Annotated in this window: 3 protein-coding genes; all 3 read right to left on the minus strand. The window is 35.5% G+C overall.

Translation table 11 applies throughout. The features are described from left to right. Positions 1 to 654: replication initiation protein (locus tag EKM83_RS13055; RefSeq protein ID WP_164505686.1), on the minus strand; the 654-nt coding region annotated here is incomplete at its 3' end. Between the two features lie 721 nt (positions 655 to 1,375). Beyond that, positions 1,376 to 1,588, minus strand: coding sequence for a hypothetical protein (locus tag EKM83_RS13060; RefSeq protein ID WP_010625629.1), 213 nt, complete (start codon positions 1,586 to 1,588; stop codon positions 1,376 to 1,378). A 355-nt stretch (positions 1,589 to 1,943) separates the two neighbouring features. Then, positions 1,944 to 2,531 (minus strand): site-specific integrase, encoded by a 588-nt coding sequence (locus tag EKM83_RS13065; RefSeq protein ID WP_125577968.1) that lies wholly within the window; start codon positions 2,529 to 2,531, stop codon positions 1,944 to 1,946. Positions 2,532 to 2,630 lie beyond the last annotated feature (99 nt).

Consider the following 2,630-nt stretch of genomic DNA (forward strand, 5'->3'; position numbering starts at 1 on the left):
AATAACTGGTTTCCCACGCCCTTTACCATATTTTTTTCTAACCGTTAATCCTCTAAACAAAGGAGTTAATTCTTCTTTAATGGGTTTTATAACAAATTTATCGACGTTAGAGGGACTATTCCAGTAACTTTTGGGCATATCTAGTAATTCAAAAAAGTCTTCTTTAGAAAAATAAGCATATCCAGTGGTTCTGAACTGTTTTAGTAACCGAAACATGGTTTTTGCGTAACTACTTTTTAAATCTCTAAACTCTGCCAACGCATAACGAACCCAACTTTCAAGCTTGTTTAAAAGGGGTAAAGCACGTTCATAAACTTTTACGTCTACATAAGGTTCTTCTGCATCTCCATCAATTTTAAATTCTGTAAACAAAACAAAAAACTCTCGAGTTAATCCACTTTTACTTCGTCTACCAAAATGTAATCCCATCATTTTTTCATAAGTTCTCTGAATGTCATCTTCAAAACGGTTATTTGCAGTAGGTTTATAAGCACTTAACTCTTTTAATTGATCAAAAGTAAAACGAATGGTCTGATTACTCTTATCACGCATACGAGAAATAATCGAAAAAAATAAATTCATTTCAACTGGAGTAAATTTTCGAAGTGGAATGGTATTTAACTCTGGATCATATTTAATAATTTCATTTCCCATGCTGTACCTCCTAATGATTACAAATTAATTTTAGATTATGTTTATCAAGTAGTCAACTTTATAGTTCTACTTGATAAACAGACAAAATCTACTTGATAAACAGACAAAACCTACTTGATAAACAGACAAAACCTACTTGATAAACAGACAAAACCTACTTGATAAACTTCTATAAGCCTTGGGAGAGTAAGCCTCATGAGGGGTCTAAAAGAGGTTTAAAAGAGGTTTATAAAAGAGGTTTAAAAGAGGCACCACTGTACAAGATCAAAATCTAAAACAAAAAAACAAAGGAGTGAGCCCAAAAACAGGCTCACATTAAACTCCAGTCGCTACGCTCCTTGCGCCTCACTTCGTTCGTTGCCTAAAAAGGAGTGACAAGCCACATTTAATCGGGCGCTAACGCCCCGAACCCCGTCCAAGCTGAGCCAGCTTGACCGCTTTTTCACTCGCCGTTAGGCAGGAAAGCAAAGTTTCTATAAAACTTTGGCTTTCGCCATTTCAGTGTTAAGACTGGTTTAGAGCTGTCAATTCCTTATGCTCCCACGCTACGCTCGTCCGCTACCATTGACAGCAAACAGTTAGTTTTTCTGAATCTCAACAAGAATCTAACTGCTATATTCGTTTTTAAGGGCCTTATTTTTCGTTTTTAGCGGTTTTGAGACCGTTTATATATATTTATACCAAAGCAAAAACAAAAAGCCCTCAACAGGCTCTTAGAGGGCTAAATAACGAAGCCAGGACGATTAATAATATCTTCTTGTCTTTTTTGCAAAATATAAGTGTATAAGGAATCATACAAATTCTTTTTAATCTCGTCAGGTTCATTGACAGAAGCTTCAAACAATTCTTGAATATCAACTTGCCAAGGATCAGCAAGCATTTCATCAATTGGTTTTAATACTTTCTTTTCGTCAATCTTAATGACTCCTAACATCAAAATAATGCTTTCAGTTTAAATTCACAGATCTTACAGCACCGTTATTCAAAATTTGTTACCAAGCTCATAAAGATTATCTGCACAAAACAATTAAAAAATTTTGGCTTAAAACAGCGTAATCTGCAACACTTTTTAAATATTTAAAACATAACAATCTTAGTTAGGTGCAAACATAAATTGAATTAAAAATACAGTCAAATCAACAACGGCAAAAAATGATTTCATGGTTATCAGCAGACCGAGTAAAACGAGGTCAATGCGCACTTACACTCCACTAAAAATTAGTGGAGGTTTTATGCTTAAAATCTGTCTCAGAAGTTGCCTTCGGCAACAACTAAAAATCCAAAGAAAACTAACCAAAATTAATTTTATCTAACATAGTTTCGGTACTGGCTTGGTCTAAGCCTAAATAAGCTAAAGTCATCGCCTCACTGGAATGATTTAGCAAATTCATGACTAAGCCAATATTGTAATTTGATTGCGTGTAGACTCGATAAGCCCCGGTTTTGCGCATCGTATGGGTCCCTAGATAATTAATTCCTAACAGATCGCCAACCTTGCTCATGATTTTGTAGAACTGTTTTTCCGTGATATGGCGTTCTGGGTGTTGAATTGAAGGAAAGAGCCATTCAGAATCCAGCTGATGATCAAGCAGCCATTGACGGTACAATAAAAGCTCTGTTTGAACTGGTTTAAGGTACAAGGTATTCGGTTTACCCGTTTTTCGGTCGTGAATGAATGCATTTTGTTTAATAGAACCGTCCGGATTAAAAATATCGGCCTGTTTTAAGCGCATGACATCACTGACTCGCAGCAGTGTCGCTTTGCCAACTTGAAAAACTGTATAGTTACGCCGGCCAGCTTTAAAGTTGTTGAGTAAGGTATCTTGAACCTCTTTGAGAACGTTTGAATCTTTGATGGGTAAGACAACTTGTTGCATAGTTTTAGCTCCTTAAAAAATTGATTTTTAGTACAAATTAAAGTACAATATTAAGTACAATGAAAGGGTGGTAAATATGACATTAGCACTAACACAGAG

This window comes from Levilactobacillus angrenensis, assembly GCF_003946085.1.
Taxonomy (GTDB): Bacteria; Bacillota; Bacilli; order Lactobacillales; family Lactobacillaceae; genus Levilactobacillus; species Levilactobacillus angrenensis.

What these genes read in the sequence shown, in the direction of transcription:
- EKM83_RS13060 (WP_010625629.1), bottom strand. Translation starts at nt 1,588, where the DNA reads ATGTTAGGAGTCATTAAGATTGACGAAAAGAAAGTATTAAAACCAATT.
- EKM83_RS13065 (WP_125577968.1), bottom strand. Translation starts at nt 2,531, where the DNA reads ATGCAACAAGTTGTCTTACCCATCAAAGATTCAAACGTTCTCAAAGAG.